This is a genomic window from Aureimonas altamirensis, assembly GCF_001463885.1.
Taxonomy (GTDB): domain Bacteria; phylum Pseudomonadota; class Alphaproteobacteria; order Rhizobiales; family Rhizobiaceae; genus Aureimonas; species Aureimonas altamirensis.
The window spans coordinates 20,788-39,498 of the sequence record NZ_BBWQ01000025.1 but is presented as its reverse complement, the minus strand read 5'-3'; the positions used below and the strand labels follow the sequence as shown (position 1 = coordinate 39,498).

At 65.2% G+C, this 18,711-nt stretch carries 19 protein-coding genes; 11 read left to right on the top strand and 8 right to left on the bottom strand.

All coding sequences use genetic code 11. The features are described 5' to 3' along the window. Positions 1–66 precede the first annotated feature (66 nt). Positions 67–1,110, bottom strand: a complete 1,044-nt coding sequence (locus AUL31_RS18855) for a glycosyltransferase family 4 protein (protein ID WP_060610335.1) — start codon at positions 1,108–1,110, stop codon at positions 67–69. A gap of 95 nt (positions 1,111–1,205) precedes the next feature. On the opposite strand from AUL31_RS18855, the gene AUL31_RS18850 reads away from it, so the two are divergent. Then, entirely contained in the window at positions 1,206–2,384 is a 1,179-nt protein-coding gene (locus AUL31_RS18850) for an NAD-dependent epimerase/dehydratase family protein (RefSeq protein WP_060610332.1), read from the top strand. A gap of 59 nt (positions 2,385–2,443) precedes the next feature. On the opposite strand, the gene AUL31_RS18845 is transcribed toward AUL31_RS18850, so the two are convergent. Beyond that, on the bottom strand, positions 2,444–2,773 hold the full coding sequence (locus AUL31_RS18845; protein WP_060610329.1) for an antibiotic biosynthesis monooxygenase family protein: 330 nt from the start codon (positions 2,771–2,773) through the stop codon (positions 2,444–2,446). A gap of 28 nt (positions 2,774–2,801) precedes the next feature. Then, positions 2,802–4,907, bottom strand: coding sequence for a TonB-dependent hemoglobin/transferrin/lactoferrin family receptor (locus tag AUL31_RS18840; RefSeq protein ID WP_060610324.1), 2,106 nt, complete (start codon positions 4,905–4,907; stop codon positions 2,802–2,804). A 234-nt stretch (positions 4,908–5,141) separates the two neighbouring features. On the opposite strand from AUL31_RS18840, the gene hemP reads away from it, so the two are divergent. The 6 genes from hemP (at position 5,142) to AUL31_RS18815 (ending at position 9,362) form a co-directional block, all read left to right on the top strand. Then, positions 5,142–5,297 (top strand): hemin uptake protein HemP, encoded by a 156-nt coding sequence (hemP, locus tag AUL31_RS20105; protein WP_073469495.1) that lies wholly within the window; start codon positions 5,142–5,144, stop codon positions 5,295–5,297. After that, entirely contained in the window at positions 5,294–6,190 is an 897-nt protein-coding gene (locus tag AUL31_RS18835; RefSeq protein WP_073469493.1) for a heme/hemin ABC transporter substrate-binding protein, read from the top strand. The genes hemP and AUL31_RS18835 overlap by 4 nt, the downstream gene beginning before the upstream one ends. Continuing rightward, positions 6,187–7,269, top strand: coding sequence for a FecCD family ABC transporter permease (locus tag AUL31_RS18830; RefSeq protein WP_143190305.1), 1,083 nt, complete (start codon positions 6,187–6,189; stop codon positions 7,267–7,269). Before AUL31_RS18835 ends, AUL31_RS18830 begins: the two co-directional genes overlap by 4 nt. Further along, a complete protein-coding gene (locus AUL31_RS18825; protein ID WP_060610318.1) occupies positions 7,269–8,048 on the top strand; it encodes an ATP-binding cassette domain-containing protein in 780 nt (259 codons plus the stop codon). The genes AUL31_RS18830 and AUL31_RS18825 overlap by 1 nt, the downstream gene beginning before the upstream one ends. Positions 8,049–8,171: 123 nt before the next feature. Next, a complete protein-coding gene (locus AUL31_RS18820) occupies positions 8,172–8,999 on the top strand; it encodes a lytic murein transglycosylase (protein WP_082647021.1) in 828 nt (275 codons plus the stop codon). A 102-nt stretch (positions 9,000–9,101) separates the two neighbouring features. Further along, entirely contained in the window at positions 9,102–9,362 is a 261-nt protein-coding gene (locus tag AUL31_RS18815) for a hypothetical protein (RefSeq protein WP_060610312.1), read from the top strand. 9 nt (positions 9,363–9,371) lie between these two features. On the opposite strand, the gene AUL31_RS18810 is transcribed toward AUL31_RS18815, so the two are convergent. The 3 genes from AUL31_RS18810 to AUL31_RS18800 all read right to left on the bottom strand — a co-directional run bounded on the left by AUL31_RS18810 (position 9,372) and on the right by AUL31_RS18800 (position 12,339). Next, entirely contained in the window at positions 9,372–10,154 is a 783-nt protein-coding gene (locus tag AUL31_RS18810) for an ATP-binding cassette domain-containing protein (RefSeq protein WP_060610309.1), read from the bottom strand. Next, positions 10,151–11,239: an ABC transporter permease gene (locus AUL31_RS18805; RefSeq protein ID WP_060610305.1), complete on the bottom strand. Its 1,089-nt coding sequence runs from the start codon at positions 11,237–11,239 to the stop codon at positions 10,151–10,153. The genes AUL31_RS18810 and AUL31_RS18805 overlap by 4 nt, the downstream gene beginning before the upstream one ends. 71 nt (positions 11,240–11,310) lie before the next feature. Continuing rightward, positions 11,311–12,339: a sugar ABC transporter substrate-binding protein gene (locus tag AUL31_RS18800; RefSeq protein WP_060610302.1), complete on the bottom strand. Its 1,029-nt coding sequence runs from the start codon at positions 12,337–12,339 to the stop codon at positions 11,311–11,313. Positions 12,340–12,509: 170 nt separating this feature from the next. On the opposite strand from AUL31_RS18800, the gene AUL31_RS18795 reads away from it, so the two are divergent. The 3 genes from AUL31_RS18795 to AUL31_RS18785 all read left to right on the top strand — a co-directional run bounded on the left by AUL31_RS18795 (position 12,510) and on the right by AUL31_RS18785 (position 16,498). Beyond that, positions 12,510–13,763: an ROK family transcriptional regulator gene (locus AUL31_RS18795; RefSeq protein WP_082647020.1), complete on the top strand. Its 1,254-nt coding sequence runs from the start codon at positions 12,510–12,512 to the stop codon at positions 13,761–13,763. A gap of 75 nt (positions 13,764–13,838) precedes the next feature. Beyond that, on the top strand, positions 13,839–16,013 hold the full coding sequence (locus AUL31_RS18790) for a malate synthase G (protein WP_060610299.1): 2,175 nt from the start codon (positions 13,839–13,841) through the stop codon (positions 16,011–16,013). 80 nt (positions 16,014–16,093) lie between these two features. After that, positions 16,094–16,498 carry a VOC family protein gene (locus tag AUL31_RS18785; RefSeq protein WP_060610296.1) on the top strand — a complete coding sequence of 135 codons (405 nt, stop codon included), beginning with the start codon at positions 16,094–16,096 and terminating at the stop codon, positions 16,496–16,498. Between the two features lie 89 nt (positions 16,499–16,587). On the opposite strand, the gene AUL31_RS18780 is transcribed toward AUL31_RS18785, so the two are convergent. After that, complete coding sequence (locus AUL31_RS18780; RefSeq protein ID WP_073469491.1) at positions 16,588–17,361, bottom strand: L,D-transpeptidase; 774 nt, start codon at positions 17,359–17,361, stop codon at positions 16,588–16,590. Positions 17,362–17,534: 173 nt separating this feature from the next. On the opposite strand from AUL31_RS18780, the gene AUL31_RS18775 reads away from it, so the two are divergent. Continuing rightward, positions 17,535–18,041 carry an MmcB family DNA repair protein gene (locus AUL31_RS18775; protein WP_060610293.1) on the top strand — a complete coding sequence of 169 codons (507 nt, stop codon included), beginning with the start codon at positions 17,535–17,537 and terminating at the stop codon, positions 18,039–18,041. Positions 18,042–18,048: 7 nt separating this feature from the next. Here the strand turns inward: AUL31_RS18775 and AUL31_RS18770 are convergent, their stop codons facing one another. After that, the gene (locus AUL31_RS18770; RefSeq protein WP_060610290.1) at positions 18,049–18,624 is read right to left on the bottom strand and encodes an ActR/PrrA/RegA family redox response regulator transcription factor; all 576 of its coding nucleotides are present in this window, start codon (positions 18,622–18,624) and stop codon (positions 18,049–18,051) included. Between the last annotated feature and the right edge of the window lie 87 nt (positions 18,625–18,711).

The window sequence follows — 18,711 nt, the reverse complement described above, 5'->3', positions numbered from 1 at the left end:
GCCGCCGATATTTGGATCATGCCCTCTGTTTGGGCAGTTGGCCAGTCCGGAATCATTACAAGAGAGTCACGCCGCCTTGAGGGCCCTCAGATGGTCGGGCACCGTCACCAGATTGGAGCGGAAATCGGCGGTGCATTCGGCCCAGGAGAAGGTTTCCGCAAAGGCGCGGCAGCCTGCCCTGTCGATATCGAGCGCGGCCAGCGCGGCCGAGCGCAGATCTTCCGACAGGATCGCATGGGGCGTGCCCCCGACGATATCGGCCGGGCCGGGCACGGGCAGGGCGGCGACCGGCGTGCCGCAGGCAAGCGATTCCAGGACGACGAGGCCGAAGGTTTCGAATCTTGACGGAAAGACGAAGGCGTCCGCCGCCGAGAAATGGCGCGCAAGATCTTCGCCCGTTCGATATCCGGTAAAATGCACGTCGCGATAGCGGGCCTTCAGGCTGGATAGCTGGGGGCCGTCGCCGACGACGAGTTTCGAGCCCGGCAGGTCTAGATCGAGGAAGGCCTCGATGTTCTTTTCAGCCGAGACGCGTCCGAGATACAGGAAGATCGGGCGCGGCAGGCCCAGGAAGTCCTTGTCGAAGGAGGGATCGTTGCGGCACGGGTGGAACGCCTCAAGGTCGACGGCCCGGCCCCAATGCGCCATGTTGCTGAAACCGCGCTCGCCGAGCTGGCGTTCCAGCGTGGCCGTCTGAACCATCATGCGCGCGCCGCCATTGTGAAACCGGCGCTGCAGCGCATAGGCGAAATCGACACCGTGCCCGATCCGCTTTTCGATATAGTCGCCGAACCGGGTGTGGAACGAGGTGGTGAACGGTATGCCGCGCTTGCGGCAGTAGCGCCAGGCCGCAAGGCCAAGCGGGCCCTCGACCGGAATGTGGATGGCGTCGGGGGCGAAATCCTCGATCATCCTGCCCAGCTTGCGCCCCGGCATCAGGGCCAGCCGCACCTCGGGGTAGCCGGGCGCCGGAAGCGTCGGAAACATCGACGGCTCGATGACCATCACCTCATCGCCGCCTTGCCGGAGCATCTCCGCCGTCTTGTCCAGGACGCGGACCACACCGTTGATCTGTGGGTGCCATGCATCTGTGATGATTAGAATTCGCATCTAATTTAACCCCCGCGCGCGCAACACGTTTGTCGCGACAGACAAGAATGCTAAATCACACTTCCGTATTGAAAGCGTGACGGAGCCGTGAAGCAATGAAAATCATCGTACTCGGAGGCGACGGCTTCTGCGGCTGGGCAACCAGCCTGCATTTGTCGGCGGAAGGTCATGATGTGACCATCGTCGACAATTTTGCCAGACGCCGCACCGACGAGGAACTCGGGGTGCAGAGCCTGACGCCGATCCGCTCGATGGAGGAGCGGCTGGCCGCCTGGCGCGAGACGCGCAACACGCCGATCGATTTCGTGGAGCTGGATGTCGCCGAGGATTACGAGCGCCTGGAAGCGCTGTTCCACGCCGTCAAGCCGGATGCGATCGTGCATTTCGCCGAGCAGCGTGCCGCGCCATATTCCATGAAGTCGCCGCGTCACAAGCGTTACACCGTCGACAACAACGTCAACGCCACCAACAGCGTCCTGTGCGCCATGGTGGAGGCCGCCCCCGATGCGCACCTGATCCATCTGGGTACGATGGGGGTCTATGGCTACGGCAAGACGCGGGGCATGATGATCCCCGAAGGCTATATCGAGGCGACGCTGCACTCGGCCGGTGCATCCGCCGATGTCGAGATCCTGTATCCGGTGGATCCCGGCTCGATCTACCACATGACCAAGACGCTCGATCAGCTCCTGTTCTTCTACTACGCCAAGAATGACGGGCTGCGCATCACCGACCTGCACCAGGGAATCGTCTGGGGCACCACGACGCCGGAAACGCTGCTCGACGACAGGCTGGTCAACCGCTTCGACTATGATGGCGACTACGGAACCGTGCTGAACCGCTTCCTGATGCAGGCGGCCATCGGCCATCCGCTGACGGTCCACGGGTCGGGCGGCCAGACGCGCGCCTTCATCCATATCCGCGATACGGTACGCTGCATCGCGCTGGCGGCAAGCTCGCCGCCGGAGAGGGGCGAGCGGGTGCGCATCATGAACCAGATGACGGAAACGCATCGGGTGCGCGATCTTGCGGAGATGATCTCCGGCATGACGGGCGTTCCGGTGGAGCTGCGCGACAACCCGCGCAAGGAAATGCCGGAGAACGACCTCGTCGTCGCCAACGACACGCTCATCAAGCTCGGGCTGGAGCCGACGCGCCTGTCGGAGGGGCTGATGTCCGAAGTGGTGGATATCGCGGCCCGGCACCGCGACCGTTGCGACGACAGCCGCATCGTATGCTCCAGCCTCTGGGTGCGTCCGCAGGCGGCCGAATAGCAAAAAGGCCCGCGCCGGCATGTCCGGCGCGGGCCTTTTATCTTTAGTCTCGACAGGTGTCAGGCGGCCTTGTCGGCGCGGCTGACGGTCTGGATCACCTCGAAACCTTCGAACTCCGGATGGCCGAGATACAACGGCTTGGACGTCGGCGCGCCGCGATGGGCGGCGCGGAACGCCTCCGACCTGGTCCAGTTCTCGAAATCGGCGCGGCTGGCCCAGACCGTATGCGACGAATAGAGCGTATGGTCGTCGCGGTCCGGCCCCTTCAGCATATGGAACTCGACGAAGCCCGGCAGGTCCTGCAGGTGCGATTCGCGGTTCAGCCAGACGGATTCGAAATCCGGCTCCGACCCTTTGACGACCTTGAAGCGGTTCATGGCGATGAACATAAGCGATGTATCCTTTTGCTATTCCGGTTCAGCGTGGAACGCCGAGCTTGAATGTCATGCCCACCATGGCCTCGAATCCCGGCGCGGAAAAGGAGTCGATGTTGGGCCCGCCCGTGTAGGCGACATATTTGTGGTCGAAGACGTTCTTCAACGAAACGTCGAAGCGCGTATCGTCGTTCGGCTCGTAGGCGAGGAACAGGTCGACCAGATTATAGGCCGAGGTGGCAAGTTCCGGGCTGCTGACGTCGTCGGCGCCCTTGGCGTCCACCCAATGCCAGCGCGCACCGTAGCTCAGGCGGTTTTCCATGGCGCGGAAGCCCACGGTGGTCGTGACCCTGGCAGGGAAGATCGAGTCCAGCGGCGCGTTCGTCTCGCGGTTCTTGCCTTCGGTATAGCTTCCGGCAATTCCGGCAAAGCCCCAGCCCCAATCGTAGGCGCCTTCCAGTTCCACGCCACGGATGCGGGCCTCGTTGATGTTCACGTAGGTGACGGCATCGAAGGGTAGCCGCGCGAAGCAGCGGCCACCTGGGGCCGATGCGACGCAGGGGTTGGGGACACCTGGCCGGTCGATCGAGTCCATGTCGATGTAGTCGTCGACATCGTTCTGGTAGACCGACAGCTTGGCCCGGAATGCGTCTCCCGCGGTGATGATGTCGTTGTAGGCCAGGTTGACGCCCGCTTCCATCGTGTGCCCGACTTCGGGCGACAAGGCCGGATTGGGGATGAACTCGAATGCCGCCGGGGCCGGGTGGAAGCCCGAGACGAGCGCCTCCTGCAGCGTTGGCGCGCGCAGACCCTCGGCGTACAGGCCATAAAGCTGGAAACCGGTGATGGGCGTGATGCCGAGGCTGACCTTGGGGGAGAAGCGATCGCCCTTGTTGTCGGGCGATGCCGCGCTCGACAGGTCGTAACGGTCGAAGCGGCCGCCGACGGTGAAGTCGATCAGGTCTTCGTACTCGAACAGGGCCTGCGCGAAGCCGCCATAGACGGTACGCTCGCCATTGGGGTTGAACAGCTCCGTGGTGTCGTAGTCGCTCGATGCGTCCACCTCGTCGCGGAAGCCGTCCACGCCGTAGGTCATGGTGGTGGACAGGCTTGGGCTGAACTCGACGATCGAGGTGTTGTAGAGGTCGATACCCGTGGTGGCGACGTCCACTTTGCGGCGATCGCCGGAACCGTCCTGAAGGCGCTGCCGGTAATCGGTGTCGGTGCGGTAGATGTTCAACGTCATGTCAATCAGCTGCGAATCGGCAGGATCGAACCGATATCCGAGACGATAGGTGCTGGTGGTCACGTCCGTATCGCGCGGGTCGCCGTCGCCGGTCGCCGATTCGAAGCTCGTATCGTAGAGGATGCCCGCCAGCTCGAGTTGATGGCCTTCGGCCGGGCGGACCCGCGTCTTGAAGATGCCGCTCTGCACGTCGAAGCCGGTGCGGTCCACCTGGTCGCCCCCGCCGTCGTAATAGTCGGCATTGCGGCGTAGCGCGAAGGCTCCGTATGCGTCCCACTGGTCGGTCAGGTAGCTGCCGGCCTCGAGGTTGAGGAGGCCCGACGGGCCATTGGAGCCGAGGTTGATGCCCATGCGCGCGGCCGAGCGCTCGTCCGCGTCGACCAGATCGTCGATCCCGAGCGTGCGCATCGAGACGACGCCGCCGATGGCACCCGAACCGTAGGCATTGGCGATCGGGCCGCGGATTACGTCCACGCCGGCCAGCAGCGAGGGCTCGACGTAGAAGGCGCTGCCGGCATTATGGCCGGTGACCTGGAAGTTCTGGCGCGCACCGTCGATCAGCACGTTGACCCGGCCCGAATCCTGCAGGCCGCGAATGTTGACGGTCGTTGCCGGATCGTCGTCGCGCGGGGCGGTGGCGACACCCGGGATCGTGTCCAGAACGCTGTCGATCAGCGACGGGTCGAAGCGGTCGATCTCCGAGCGGGAGACGACGGATACGCCCCCGAGCGTCTCGATCGGGCGTTGCAAGCGACGGTCGGACAGGACCGTGACCTGATCCAGCTCGATCACGTCGGCCGTGGCGGGCCGGGCGGCCTCCTGCGCCATCGGCGCGGTGGAAATGAGGGCCGTGCCCGACAGAAGCGCGGCACGGAGGAAGATGAAGCGATAGGGGCGCAGCATGGCAAGAACTTCGTCACTGGAGTGGGAAGGGCTGGCTGGCTGCGCACGCGGCGCGCTGGCTGGCTGGAGGTCAGGGCCGCAGGACGGCCTTGCCTTGCGACCGCTATTTAATATGATATAGCCAGTCAACTTTATTCCGGGGATATCGGTCGCTGCGAAGCCACACTGCGGTATCGGCGCAACAGGACCCATCAGGAGACGCTTGAAATGGGTGGGGACCCAACGGCACAGGACATGAGGCAGACAGCGCAACGGCGGCTGGCGAACACGCCGCGGGAGCTGGATAGCCGGACGCTGTTCACCGACACGCGCGAAATCATCATCCAGCACGAAGACGAGCGTTATCGCCTGCGACTGACGTCGAACAACAAGCTGATCCTCACCAAATGAACCTCCGTCCGCTCATTCTGGCCGCACTCGTCTTCGTCGCGGCTCCGGCCACGGCCGAGGAGGCGACGGTTCATGATTCGTCCCGGATCGTCTCCATCGGCGGTCCCGTCACCGAGATCCTCTACGCCCTTGGGGCACAGGACCGCATCGTGGGGCGCGATTCCACATCGACCTACCCGCCGCAGGCCGAAGCCCTGCCGGACGTCGGCTACATGCGCGCCTTGTCGGCCGAAGGTGTCCTGTCCCTGTCTCCGACGCTCATCCTGGCGGTAGAGGGCTCCGGCCCTCCGGACGTCATCCATCTGCTCGATGGCGCGCGCGTCGATTTCGTGACCATTCCGGATGCGCCCGATCCGAAGGGAGTCGCGGCAAAGATTCGCGCGGTGGCGGAAGCGATCGGCGAGCCGCAGCGCGGCGAAGATCTTGCCGCTGCCGTAGAGGCGGATTTCGCGGCACTGGAGGCAAGCCTGGCCGGGGTCCAGGGACGCCCCAGGGCGGCCTTCGTGCTGACCATGAGCGGCGGTGCGCCGCTGGTGGGCGGGGCGGGCACATCGGCAGACGGCGCGCTTGCCCTGGCGCATGCGGACAATGTCTTTGCCGGACTGAGCGGCTTCAAGCCCGCGACGCCGGAGAGCGTCCTTGCGGCGGCGCCGGAGGTCATCGTGACGATGCAAAGCCCGGCGCACAGGCCCGAAACCATTGCGCAGAGCCCGATCTTCGCGTCGACGCCGGCCGGCCGCAACGCCAATATCGTAGCAATGGACGGCACATACCTTCTGGGCTTCGGGCCGCGCGCGGCCCATGCCATGCGCGATCTGGCGGCAGCCCTGCATCCGCAGGCGGACATTCCGCAATTGCCGGCGCGTCCATGGGTCGGAGCGGGCGGGCCATGACGGCGGTGGCAGGGGACGGCGCCCGACGCCTGCCGCGCCTTGGGCGCGGCGCCCTTGCCATCGCGGCCTGCGGCGCCATCGCCCTGGCAGCGGGGCTGACCGCCCTGTCGGCCGGCGCGGCAAACCTTTCCCTCGGCACCGTGCTCAAAACGCTTTCAGCCGGCATGTCGGGTACCCGGGATACGGTCGATGCGGGAGCCGCCGCCATTCTTCTGGATATCCGCCTGCCGCGCGTGCTGCTGGCGCTCATGGTCGGAGCCTGCCTCGCCGTATCGGGCGCTATTCTGCAGGGCCTGTTCCGCAACCCGCTTGCCGATCCCGGCCTTGTCGGCGTCTCGTCCGGCGCGGCACTCGGGGCGATTTCCGTCATCGTGCTGGGGGTCCATGCCGCCCCGATCCTGCCCGAGGCGCTCATGCGTCACTTCCTGCCCATTGCCGCCTTCGTGGGCGGTGCGATATCCACCTTCCTCGTCTATCGCCTGTCCACCGTGGCCGGCCGCACCTCCATGGCGACGATGCTGCTGACAGGCATCGCACTGGCGGCGCTGACAGGCGCAATGACCGGCATCCTGACCTATCTGTCGACCGACCAGCAGTTGCGGGAACTGACATTCTGGTCGATGGGCGGTCTTTCCGGCGCAACCTGGGACAAGGTCCGTGTCGCGCTGCCGTTCATGGCGCCGGCCTTCTGCGCGGCGCCGTTTTTGGCCAGCGCCCTGGACCGGTTGGCGCTCGGCGAGTCGGAGGCATTCCATCTCGGCGTCCGGGTCCAGACCGTCAAGCGCGTCGCCATTCTGGTCATCGCCGCCGGTGTCGGCGCCGCCGTCTCGGTATCCGGCATCGTCGGTTTCGTCGGGCTTGTCGCGCCGCATCTGGTGCGGCTGGCGGTCGGACCGGGGCATCGGACGCTGCTGCCGGCCGCCGCGCTGCTGGGCGCGGGCCTTCTGGCATTCGCCGATCTGGCGGCGCGGACCATCGTCGCCCCGGCCGAGCTGCCGCTGGGCATCGTCACGGCGCTCATCGGCGCTCCGTTCTTTCTCTACCTGCTTTTGCAGCGCAGCCGGGCCGGCGTCCTGTGATGGCGGCCGCGATCAGGGCATGCGGCGTGCGCCGCATCATCGGCGGACGGGCCGTTCTCGAAGGGGTCGACCTGTCGGTCGAGACGGGCGAGGTCGTCGTGCTGATCGGCGCGAACGGCGCTGGAAAATCCACGCTTTTGAAGATCATTTCCGGCGAAAGCGCCCCGGACGGCGGCCATGTCGGCGGTCCGGTCGCCGAAGCGCGGAACGCCGCGGCCATGGCGCGGGTGCGGGCCGTGGTTCCGCAATCGGTGGAGCTTGCCTTCCCGTTCACCGCATTCGAGATCGTGCGCCTCGGCGCCGAATCGGGCGGCGCCGGCGGCCGGGCGGCCGACAGGCTATGCGACGCCGCGCTGTCCGATGTCGGGCTGGCGGGATACGGCGACCGGAAGGTTTCCAGCCTTTCCGGGGGCGAGGCCCAGCGCGTCCATCTTGCGCGGGCCATCGCGCAGGTGCGCGCCATGCCGGGGCCGACCCGCTTCCTGCTGCTGGACGAGCCGACGGCGAGCCTCGATCTTTGCCATCAGCTTCTGGTTGTACGGCTGGCGCGTCGCATGGCGGAGGAAGGCGTCGGCGTGCTGGCCATACTGCACGACATCAACCTGGCCTGCCTTGCCGCCACGCGGCTTGTGGCGTTGGCCGATGGCCGTGTCGTGGCGGATGGCAGCCCCCGCGAAATCGTCGACGACGCGTTGATCGAGCGCGTCTACGCGGTGCAGCTTGCCGTCGGTCATGCACCCTCGCACCTGCCCTTCGTGCTGCCGCAGGCGGCGGGCTGATCGCGAAAGAGTGACGCCACGGGTGCGATCGACCGCCGATTGTGGTGCATTCGCACTACGTTAAACTGTCGATTGCTATTACTGCCTTCACAATGGGGTACGCACCCGATGCAGGAGGCTGAAATGGCGGCATGTCGCTCGTTTATTCGCAAGGCGGTCCTGGCCGCCGGCATGGTCCTGGCCGTTTCGGCGACACCGGCGCTGGCCCAAAGCTGCGGCAATGACGGCGCCGGCTTCGACCGCTGGCTGGCCTCCTACAAGCAGTCGATGAGCCAGCAGGGCATCTCCAGCCGAACGCTGCAAACCGCGCTCGGCAACGTGTCCTACAATAGCGAGGTCATCCGGCTCGACCGGAACCAGCGCTCCTTCAAATTGTCGCTGGACGAGTTCATGCAGCGCCGCGCGCCGGCTTCCTTCGTCAAGCGCGGCCAGGGCATCATCCGTGACAATGCACGGCTGCTGAATGCCATCGAAAAGCAGTACGGCGTTCCGAAGGAAATCCTGGTCGCCATCTGGGGCATGGAAACCGGCTTCGGTTCCAATTCCGGAAACATGAACATCTTCCGCTCGCTGGCGACGCTGGCCTATGATTGCCGGCGCTCGGAATTCTTCACCAACGAGCTGAACGCCGCGCTGATGATCGTCGAGCGCGGCGACAAGCGGCCGGAAGACATGAAGGGCGCGTGGGCTGGCGAAATCGGCCAGACGCAGTTCCTGGCGTCGAATTACCTGCGCTATGCAGTGGATTTCGACGGTGACGGACGCCGCGACCTGATCCGCTCGCGCCCGGATGTCCTGGCCTCGACCGCCAATTTCCTGCGCCAGCATGGCTGGCAGCCGGGCGCCGGCTACATGCCGGGCGAGCCGAACTTCGCGCGGCTGCGCGACTGGAACAGGGCAGGCGTGTACCAGCAGGCTCTGGCCCTGTTCGCCTCGCGTCTGGCAAACTGACACAAAGTCATGTTAAGAATAAATGTTTGATGGGGTGGAGCCTTTCGAGTGCTCCTATCATCGATACGGTCGTTTGTTCGATGACATTGCTGGGTAGCGAAGATGGGTTCTTTCATTCGCATTCCCCCCACGCCTGCCTTCAAGGGCGACATGGAGGTTGTCGATAAGCTCGGCGTCCTGGCCGAACGCCTGCGCGAGCGTCACCCCGAAGCCGAGCGCATGGTGTTGGAGGCCGCGGACATCATCCTGCGTGACATCGAGCAGGCATGCCGGCAACTGGGTATCGAGTTCGACGCGGTGCCCACCCCGCGCTCCGCGCTGTCGCTGGTCCACAGCGACAGCTCCGAGCCGGACGCATCCTGAAACCTGATGCTACGCGGCCATGGCCGGCTCGGGTGCCTTGGCTCCCGTCATCAGGGCGACGGCGTCCGACATGGTGATCGCCTTCGGGTTCACGACGCACAGGCGTTTGCCAAGGCGGTGGATGTGGATCCGATCGGCGATCTCAAAGACATGCGGCATGTTGTGCGAAATCAGCACGATCGGGATGCCGCGTTCGCGCACTGTCAGGATGAGGTCCAGCACCTTGCGCGATTCCTTGACGCCCAGGGCGGCCGTCGGCTCGTCGAGCAGCAGCACGCGCGTTCCGAAGGCCGCGGCGCGCGCAACCGCAACGCCCTGTCGCTGGCCACCGGACAGCGTTTCCACCGCCTGGTCGATATTCTGGATGGTCATGAGACCGAGTTCCGACAGCTTCTCGCGGGCGATGCGGCGCATCGTGCCCTTGTCGAGCATCCGGAAGATCGATCCCAGCGGGCCGCCACGACGGATCTCGCGGCCCAGGAACATGTTGTCGGCAATCGATAGCGCCGGCGACAGCGCCAATTGCTGGTACACGGTCTCGATGCCGGAATCGCGTGCCGCCTGCGGATTGGACAGCGTCATCGGCTTGCCGTCGAGCCGGAGCTCTCCGGAATCCGGCTGGATCGCGCCCGTCAGAGCCTTGATCATCGTGCTCTTGCCGGCGCCGTTGTCGCCGATGACGGCGAGGATCTCGCCGGGCATCAGGTCGAAATCGGCATTGTCGATGGCCACGACGCGCCCGTAGCGCTTGGTGAGGTTGCGGGCCGAGAGGATGGGTTCTTGCTGGCTCATGCGGACACCTTCCTGATCCACTGATCGGCTGCGACGGCAAGGATGATGAGGCCACCGACGGTCAGACGCGTCCATTGCGGGTCGGTGCCCCAGATCCGCAGGCCCATGGCGAAGACACCGACGATCAGCGCTCCGATAAGCGTGCCGATGACCGAGCCGCGCCCACCGAAGAGGGACGTTCCGCCGATCACCACGGCGGTGATGGACTGGATGTTGGCCTCGTAGCCGGATGTCGGCGAGACCGAGCCGAGACGGCCGATGAGCGCCCAACCGGCAAAGCCGCAGATGAGGCCGGCGACGGCATAGACCGAAATCAGCACGCGCCGCGTACTGATGCCCGACAGGCGCGCCGCGTCGGGATCGTCGCCGAGGGCATAGACATGCCGCCCCCAGGCCGTGTGGTTGAGTATGTAATAGAACAGCGCGACGAGAAGCACGACGGCCACGACCGCATAGGTGAACACCGCGCCGCCGATGCGGAAGGTGTTGCCAAGGAATTGCAGAAGCGGCGCGGAGGCTTCCACGTCCTGCGCGCGTATGGTGGCGTTTTGCGAATAGATGAAATTCGCCGCCTCGAAGATGAACCAGGTTCCGAGCGTCACGATAAAGGGTGGCAGGCGTACCAGCGCTACCAGGAAGCCGTTGACCACCCCGCAGATCGTGCCGGTGAGCAGGCCGCAGAACAACGCCAATGGGGCGGGCATGCCGTGTGTCACGGCAAGATTGCCCATCACGACGGACGACAACACCATGATCGCGCCGACGGACAGGTCGATGCCGGCGGTCAGGATCACCAGCGTCTGCGCGATGCCGACGATGCCGACGATGGCCACCTGCTGCATGATGAGCGTCAGGGTGAAGGCATTGAAGAAGCGGTCGCCGATGATGGCCCCGAACGTTCCGACGCCCACCATCAACACGAAAACCGGCACCATGGTGGGGTAGGCATGCAGGAAATGCTGCAGCCTGTCCATCGGTCCGCGATGCACCCCATGCGAGAAGTCGGCGACCTGTCCGCCGCTTCCGGCGAGGCCTTTTTCGAAGCTGCCTGCGGCCTCGGTCTTGCTGCCTGTCGTTTCCGTCATCGTCCTGCCTCCCTGTCCGAATCCGTGTCCGGCCGCCGCCTTGCGGGCGACGGCCGGTCGTCATGCGCGGATCAGCCCCAGCAAAGCTTGGCGGCATCCTCGGACGTCATGGACGTGACGCCATCGACGGGCTCGTCGGTTACCAGATCGACGCCCGTGGCGGTGATCTGCAGACCCTCGCTGGCCTGGGGCTTTTCGCCGGAATCGGCGAAGGCCTTGATGGCTTCGATGCCCATGGACGCCATCTTCAGCGGATACTGCATCGACGTTGCGCCGATGACCCCATCCTTGACGTTGGCGATGCCCGGGCAGCCGCCATCGACCGAGACGATCGTCACGCTGCCTTCAAGCCCGACCGACTTGAGCGCCTCGTAGGCTCCGGCAGCCGCCGGCTCGTTGATCGTGTAGACGAGGTTGATGGAGGGGTCCTTCTGGAGAAGGTTTTCCATGGCCTGACGGCCGCCCTCTTCGTTGCCGTTAGTGATGTCATGGCCGACGATCCGGGCGTCGTCCTCGTCGCCGACGATGGCCTTGTCCTTGTTGTCGATGCCGAAGCCTTCCATAAAGCCTTGGTCGCGCAGGACGGCCACGGAGGGCTGCTGCGCCGTCAGGTCGAGGAAGGCGATCTTGGCGTTCTCCGCCTCGGCGCCCATCTTGCCCTTGGCCCATTCGCCGATGAGCACACCGGCTTCGTAATTGTTGGTGGCAAAGGTGGCGTCCGCCGAATCCACCGGCTCCAGCGGCGTATCCAGCGCGATCACGATCAGACCCGCATCCCGCGCCTGCTTGACCGAGGGTACGATGCCCTTGGTGTCGGACGCGGCGATGAGGATGCCCTTGGCCCCTGCCGCGATGCAGCTTTCGATGGCCGCGACCTGCGACTCGGAATCGCCGTCGATCCGGCCGGCATAGGTCTGCAGGTTGATGCCGAGCTCCTGGGCCTTGGCCGTTGCGCCTTCCTTCATCTTCACGAAGAACGGGTTGGTGTCCGTCTTGGTGATAAGGCAGGCGGTAACCTGGTCCTGTGCCATGGATACGCCAGGCAGTACCAGGGTGGCGACGCCGAGCGCGGCCGCATGGCCAAGATACTTGAGAATCATCGAATTTCCTCCCGATAAGGCGGCCGCATCGAAGCGTCCGTCCCGGACCTCCCCGTCCGGCTCGCAGGGATTGGACGGCAAAGAGCGGTCGCTGTCAATCGATAAATCACGATGATTTATTTATTGACAGCGAGAGAGCGCGGGATCATCGTTCGGGCGGGAGGACATCGATGGACATGGCAGGCGGAAAACCCACCGTGCCGGACACGGCGACGCTGTCCGCGACGGGCGATGTGGCCCTGCGCGACGGCTTTCGCGCGTCGAGCCAGGCAGGCCTGCGCGCCCACAACGAACGGTTGGTCCTGTCCCTTATCCGGGCCGGCGGTGAACTGGCGAAGGCCGAGATCGCGCGCCATTCCGGCCTGTCCCCGCAGACGGCCTCCGTCATCATGCGCGTGCTGGAGGCGGACGGCCTGGTGCTGGCCGGCACGCCGAGGCGCGGCAAGGTGGGGCAGCCATCGGTGCCCATGCGCCTCAACCCGCGCGGCGCGTTTTCGTTGGGCCTGAAGATCGGCCGGCGAACCAGCGAGATGGTTCTGATGGATTTCGTCGGAACGGTCCTCGACAGCCGCGCCATCTTCTACCGTCGCCCCGTGCATGGGCAGGTGATGGAGTTCGCGCAGGATGCGGCCGAGGCCCTGGTGTCGACGCTCGGGCCGGATGAACGGGCCCGGGTGGCCGGGCTCGGTGTCGGCCTGCCCTTCGAGATCTGGTCATGGGGCGCCACCAACGGTGCACCCTCGGAAGAGCTGGCCATCTGGCGCGAGGCCGATATCGTCGCGGAGCTGGCCCGGCGCACGGGACAGCCCGTCACCATGGCCAATGACGTGACGGCCGCCTGCGGCGCCGAGCACGCCTTCGGCCGCGGGGCAGGGGCCGATTTCGTCTATTTCTTCGTCGGCGCCTTCATCGGCGGCGGCGTCGTGATGGACGGGCAACTGGTGGAAGGGCGCGTCGGCAATGCCGGGGCACTGGGGTCGATGCCGGTGCCGGCGCCCGGCGGCGGAAGCCGGCAATTGATCGAGGCGGCATCGATCCATCTTCTCGAACGCATGATCGAACAATCCGGAGGCGACGGCATAGAGCTGTGGCGTAAGGACTGCCGCTGGGACGGTCTGGAAGGCCTTCTGGATCGCTGGCTGTCGGAGGCGGCCGCCGGCATTGCCCATGCGGTCGTTTCCGCTTCGGCGATCTACGATTTCGAGGCGGCCGTCATCGAAGGCAGCTTCCCGCCCTTCGTCCGCGAGCGGCTGGTGGCGCGCGTCGCCGAGGTGCTGGCGAAAATGGACATGCGCGGCCTCGTGCCGGTGGCGGTTCGCGCCGGGACGATCGGCCGCGACGCGCGCGAGATCGGGTCGGCCAGCCTTCCCTTCTTTGCCCGCTACCTGACCGACCGCCGGGTTCTCTATTCCGAACGGACCTGACACCCTTCCGGCATTTGACTTTGCGGCTCCGATGGCCGATGGCGTCGGCAGAGGAGCTTGCGGAAGGGAGCATTCATGTCGAGTTACGTCACGGTCGCCGGATTGCAGGTCGATTCCGAGCTGAAGGATTTCATAGAGAAGGAAGCTCTCCCCGGTACGGGCGTCGATGCCGACCGGCTTTGGCAGGGCCTTGCCGGGCTTCTCGGCGATCTCGCTCCGCGCAACCGCGAGCTGTTGGCGATCCGCGACGACATGCAGGCGCGCGTCGACGAGTGGTGCGCATCCCACAAGGGCGGCGCCGTGGACGGTGCAGCTTACGAGGCCTTCCTGCGCGAGATCGGCTACATCGTCCCCGAGGGGGAAGCCTTTTCCGTCGAGACCGCCAATGTCGATCCGGAGATCGCCTCGGTGGCCGGTCCGCAGCTCGTGGTTCCGGTGATGAACGCGCGATATGCGCTGAACGCGGCGAACGCCCGCTGGGGCTCGCTCTACGACGCGCTCTACGGCACCGATGCGATCGCCGAAGAGGGCGGCGCGGAAAGAGGTTCGGGCTACAATCCCGTCCGCGGCGAAAAGGTGATCGCCTGGGCGCGCGCCTTCCTGGATGGGTCGGTGCCGCTTGCCGATGCGTCGTGGACCGATGCGCGTGGCTTCTCCATCGATGACGGCGCGCTGACGGTCAGGCTGGAGTCCGGCACGACCGGGCTGAAGAGCCCCGGCCAACTGGCCGGCTATCGCGGCCCGGCGAGCCAGCCCACCAACCTTCTCTTCGTCACCCATGGCTTGCACAGCGACGTCGTGATCGACCGCACGTCGCAGATCGGTCGGTCCGATCCGGCCGGCATTTCCGACGTTGTTCTGGAAAGCGCCGTGACCACGATCCAGGATTGCGAAGACTCCGTCGCCGCCGTCGATGCGGCCGACAAGGTGGTCGTCTATCGCAACTGGCTCGGCCTGATGAAGGGCGACTTGTCCGACACGTTCGAGAAGAGCGGCAAAAGCGTCACGCGCCGCCTCAACCCGGACCGCGAATACACCGCACCCGACGGCGGCACGCTTGTGCTGCCCGGACGCTCGCTGATGCTGGTGCGCAATGTCGGCCACCTGATGACCAATCCTGCCGTCCTTCTGGCCGACGGATCGGAAGCGCCGGAAGGCATGCTGGACGGGCTCTTCACCGGGCTGATCGCGATGCACGACCTGAAGAAGCAGGGCGGCGACCGCAATTCGCGCGCCGGCTCCGTCTATATCGTCAAGCCCAAGATGCACGGTCCGGACGAGGTCGCCTTCGCCGACGAGATCTTCACCCGGGTCGAAACCATTCTCGGCCTTGCGCCCAATACGCTGAAGATGGGCATCATGGACGAGGAGCGCCGCACCACGGTGAACCTCAAGGAAGCCATCCGGGCAGCACGCAAGCGCGTCGTCTTCATCAATACGGGCTTCCTCGATCGGACCGGCGACGAGATGCACTCCTCGATGGAGCTTGGCCCGATGATCCGCAAGGGCGACATGAAGGCGTCCACGTGGATCAAGGCCTATGAGGACCGCAACGTCGATACCGGCCTTGCCTGCGGGCTCAAGGGCCATGCGCAGATCGGCAAGGGCATGTGGGCCATGCCCGACCTGATGGCGGCCATGCTGGAGCAGAAGATCGGTCATCCGAAGGCCGGTGCCAATACGGCCTGGGTACCGTCGCCCACGGCTGCGACCTTGCATGCCACGCATTACCACACGGTGGACGTGGCCGAGCGCCAGGCCGAGCTGGAAGGCAAGAGCCGCACCAGCCTCGAGGATATCCTGACCATCCCGGTTGCCGTGCGCCCGAACTGGACCCCGGAAGACATCCAGGCCGAACTCGATAACAATGCGCAAGGCATCCTCGGCTACGTCGTGCGCTGGATCAATTCCGGCGTCGGCTGCTCCAAGGTGCCCGATATCAACGATGTCGGCCTCATGGAAGACCGTGCCACCTGCCGCATCTCCTCGCAGCACATCGCCAACTGGCTGCACCATGGCGTGGTGACGCGCGACCAGGTGGTGGAGACGATGGAGCGCATGGCGCGCGTCGTCGACGGACAGAACGCCTCCGACGCGACCTACGAGCCGATGGCGCCCGACTATGCGGGGTCCATTGCCTTCCAGGCCGCTCTGGACCTGGTCCTGAAGGGGCGTGAACAGCCCAATGGCTACACCGAGCCTGTCCTGCACCGTCGCCGCCTGGAAAAGAAGGCGGCCGCACGGGCATAAGCGCCGGGCAAGCCCTGTTCAATCGGGGCGAAAAACAGACTACCCTCCCGCTTGCAAGCAACGCGGGAGGGGTTCGCGGCATGGTTTCCACCATCATTCCGACATTGCGCTACCGGGATGCGCAGGCCGCCATCGACTGGCTGTCCGCCGTCGTCGGCTTCAACGTCGAAATGGTGATGGAAGACGATGACGGCCTCATCGCCCATGCGGAGCTGACCCTTGGCGGCGGCATGGTCATGCTTGGGGCCGTGCGTGACGACCCCTTCGGCGAAACGCAGATCACGCCGGATGAAGCCGGCGGCGTCACGCAGAGCGCCTACATCGTCGTCAAGGATGCCGACGCCTTGTTCGAACGTGTGACCGCTTCCGGCGCCGAGATCATCATTCCGCTGCACGACCAGCCCTACGGAAGCCGGGAGTTCTCCTGCCGGGATTTCGAGGGCCATCTCTGGAACTTCGGGACATACGACCCATTCGCTCCTTAACGGTCGGCACTGCAAAAAAAAGGCCGGGCGCCTCCCCCGAAGCACCCGGCCATGGCGGTCCCCCGCCTTGAAACTTCAATCTTGCACGATCAGCTTGCCTGGGCCTTCCGGTTTTCGGCAATCCGCTTCTGTGCCAAGGTCTCGCCCGGCATCAGCACGATGACACGCGCCTGCAGCGGGACCCGCTCGTAGAGATCGATGGCATCCTGGTTGATGAGACGGATGCAGCCAGACGAAACGGACTTGCCGATCGACCACCATTCCGGCGTGCCGTGCAGGCGGTACAGCGTGTCCTTGTTGCCCTGCCACAGATAGACGGCCCGGGCGCCAAGCGGGTTCTGCAGGCCGGGATTCATGCCGACTTCGTTGCCGTAGGGCGCAAGCTCAGGCCTGCGCTCGATCATTTCCTTGGGCGGGAACCACTTCGGCCAATGCTGCTTGTCGCGGGCATAGGCCTCGCCAGACCAGGAGAAGCCGGCCTTGCCGATGCCGATGCCGTAGCGCATGGCCGTGCCACGCGACTCGATGACGTAGAGGAAATGATCGCCCGTATCGACAACGACGGTGCCCGGCGCAAAGCCCATGCCATCGTAAACGACGCGCTGGCGCAGGAAGCGCGGATCGATCTTCTCGACCGGTATCGCCGGCAGGTTGAAACCGCCATCCTGCGCAGCAGCATAGGCCAGCGGGTCGACCGGGCCCAGGGGGCCGCCATCGAGGATGGTGCTTTCCGTGGACGCATAGGCCGTCGCGACCGGCGAATCGCCGTTGATCGCCGCGCGATCACCGGAGGTGGTGCAACCGGCAAGGCCGAGCGCCAGGGCGGCAGCGGCGAGAACGGATAGGGTAGAATGGGTTGTCATCGAAACGTCCGGTCGAGGCAGGCCGTGCCGGGTAAAGCTGTACGACACCGGCTGGCTGTCACCACCGATATGCCCTCGTTACCCGACTGGCAATTGGCACGAGCCTAACGCATGATGGTTAACAAACGTTTGTTGCGATGCGGGCACAGCCGCGTTGCCGGAGCCGTATCCGCATGCCCATAGTCTCTTCCGTCCCCTATCAGCCGCTGCTCGACGGGCGGCAATCCGATCGCGCCATGCTGGTGCGGCGCGGTGTCCAGCGCCTGATGATGGCGCAGGCCCTGTCCGTTCTGCCCGAGATGCCCTTGTCTTCGGGCCGGCGTGCCGATCTTGTCTGCCTGTCGGCGAAAGGCGAAGTCTCGATTGTCGAGATCAAGACGTCGATCGCCGATTTCCGGGTGGATCGCAAATGGCCGGACTACCGGCTGCATTGCGACCAGTTGTTCTTTGCGACGCACCCCGACGTCCCACTGGACATCTTCCCGCAGGATTGCGGGCTGATCCTGTCGGATGGGTACGGCGCCGAGATCCTTCGGGATGCGCCGCTGCATCGCATGCCGCCCGCAACACGCAAGGCCCTGACGCTGCGGTTCGCAACGCTGGCGGCAAACCGGCTGCTACAGGCGGAATGGGCAGCAAACCCTTATATGACGGGCTCTCGCGACGATCTGGTGGAGTGACGACAGCTCAGCGCGGCGCGTTTTTCGCCAGGATACGCTGCAGGGTGCGGCGATGCATGGACAGGCGCCGCGCGGTTTCGGAAACGTTGTGTCCGTAAAGCTCGAAGACGCGCTGGATATGCTCCCACCGCACACGGTCTGCCGACATGGGGTTGTCGGGCGGGGTCGGCCGCTTGTCGTCGCGCTGGGTGAGGGCGGAGATGACCTCATCCGTGCTGGACGGCTTGCATAGATAGTCGATGGCGCCCAGCTTCACGGCGGCGACGGCCGTCGCGATGTTGCCATAGGCCGTCAGGACAACGATCGCGCTGTCCTTGCGGCGGCGGTGCAGATCTTCCACGAGATCCAGTCCATTGCCGCCGGAAAGCCGAAGATCGATCACCGCCATCGCCGGGGAGGCCGACGAAATCTCCTTCTGCGCCTCGGAAAAGCTCGCAACCAGAACCGGGGTATAGCCCCGCTGCTCAAGCCCCCGCGACAGGCGGGCGGCAAAACCGTGGTCTTCGTCGACCACCAGGATTCTGCGCTCGCCGGACGTGGCGAGGGGGCCACGCATATCCCTGGCTGGCGTCTCCACATTCATACGGAATCTCCCACGCGTAAGGCACGGTTTCACAACGTGAAACCACACGCGGAGGTTGCGTGCTTGGATAATCCGAGTGGAATCGTC

Excerpts from the sequence above, each read along its gene's own strand:
- AUL31_RS18855 (WP_060610335.1), bottom strand. The coding sequence starts at position 1,110 with ATGCGAATTCTAATCATCACAGATGCATGGCACCCACAGATCAACGGT.
- AUL31_RS18850 (WP_060610332.1), top strand. The coding sequence starts at position 1,206 with ATGAAAATCATCGTACTCGGAGGCGACGGCTTCTGCGGCTGGGCAACC.
- AUL31_RS18845 (WP_060610329.1), bottom strand. The coding sequence starts at position 2,773 with ATGTTCATCGCCATGAACCGCTTCAAGGTCGTCAAAGGGTCGGAGCCG.
- AUL31_RS18840 (WP_060610324.1), bottom strand. The coding sequence starts at position 4,907 with ATGCTGCGCCCCTATCGCTTCATCTTCCTCCGTGCCGCGCTTCTGTCG.
- hemP (WP_073469495.1), top strand. The coding sequence starts at position 5,142 with ATGAGGCAGACAGCGCAACGGCGGCTGGCGAACACGCCGCGGGAGCTG.
- AUL31_RS18835 (WP_073469493.1), top strand. The coding sequence starts at position 5,294 with ATGAACCTCCGTCCGCTCATTCTGGCCGCACTCGTCTTCGTCGCGGCT.
- AUL31_RS18830 (WP_143190305.1), top strand. The coding sequence starts at position 6,187 with ATGACGGCGGTGGCAGGGGACGGCGCCCGACGCCTGCCGCGCCTTGGG.
- AUL31_RS18825 (WP_060610318.1), top strand. The coding sequence starts at position 7,269 with ATGGCGGCCGCGATCAGGGCATGCGGCGTGCGCCGCATCATCGGCGGA.
- AUL31_RS18820 (WP_082647021.1), top strand. The coding sequence starts at position 8,172 with ATGGCGGCATGTCGCTCGTTTATTCGCAAGGCGGTCCTGGCCGCCGGC.
- AUL31_RS18815 (WP_060610312.1), top strand. The coding sequence starts at position 9,102 with ATGGGTTCTTTCATTCGCATTCCCCCCACGCCTGCCTTCAAGGGCGAC.
- AUL31_RS18810 (WP_060610309.1), bottom strand. The coding sequence starts at position 10,154 with ATGAGCCAGCAAGAACCCATCCTCTCGGCCCGCAACCTCACCAAGCGC.
- AUL31_RS18805 (WP_060610305.1), bottom strand. The coding sequence starts at position 11,239 with ATGACGGAAACGACAGGCAGCAAGACCGAGGCCGCAGGCAGCTTCGAA.
- AUL31_RS18800 (WP_060610302.1), bottom strand. The coding sequence starts at position 12,339 with ATGATTCTCAAGTATCTTGGCCATGCGGCCGCGCTCGGCGTCGCCACC.
- AUL31_RS18795 (WP_082647020.1), top strand. The coding sequence starts at position 12,510 with ATGGACATGGCAGGCGGAAAACCCACCGTGCCGGACACGGCGACGCTG.
- AUL31_RS18790 (WP_060610299.1), top strand. The coding sequence starts at position 13,839 with ATGTCGAGTTACGTCACGGTCGCCGGATTGCAGGTCGATTCCGAGCTG.
- AUL31_RS18785 (WP_060610296.1), top strand. The coding sequence starts at position 16,094 with ATGGTTTCCACCATCATTCCGACATTGCGCTACCGGGATGCGCAGGCC.
- AUL31_RS18780 (WP_073469491.1), bottom strand. The coding sequence starts at position 17,361 with ATGACAACCCATTCTACCCTATCCGTTCTCGCCGCTGCCGCCCTGGCG.
- AUL31_RS18775 (WP_060610293.1), top strand. The coding sequence starts at position 17,535 with ATGCCCATAGTCTCTTCCGTCCCCTATCAGCCGCTGCTCGACGGGCGG.
- AUL31_RS18770 (WP_060610290.1), bottom strand. The coding sequence starts at position 18,624 with ATGAATGTGGAGACGCCAGCCAGGGATATGCGTGGCCCCCTCGCCACG.